The 330-nt window shown below is 45.2% G+C and carries 1 pseudogene; it reads left to right on the top strand.

Going from position 1 to position 330, the window contains the following annotated elements:
* Nucleotides 1-138 precede the first annotated feature (138 nt).
* Nucleotides 139-330: pseudogene (locus tag HJV72_RS18845) on the top strand (succinylglutamate desuccinylase); the annotation flags it as partial.

The following is a 330-nucleotide window of genomic DNA, read 5'->3' as shown; positions in this document are numbered from 1 at the left end:
GAGGAATTATAGCAGTTGTTTTAATATTTACCATTTGGAACCTGTTCGACGAAGAGAAAATCACGCTTCAGGCCAACGCGGCGCTCGTAGTGATTCCGCTTATTTTAAGATTATTGATGATTAAATAGGGAGGCAGACATGAAGAAAAATCATATAACAGCGGCTGTCTGCCTTGCGGCAGCGCTGGCTGTGACCGTGGTGACAGGATTAAATTTTGCGTCACTCAAAGATCTGGGCGAGATTAAGCCGGGAGACGGAGTGACAGGGACAAAGTTGCTTTCCGAGTATTTTGACGGAATAAAGGGAAGCAGTATGGACACGGAAGTTTAC

Source organism: Extibacter sp. GGCC_0201, assembly GCF_017566055.1.
Lineage (GTDB): Bacteria > Bacillota > Clostridia > Lachnospirales > Lachnospiraceae > Extibacter.
This window is presented reverse-complemented; position numbering and strand designations above follow the sequence as displayed.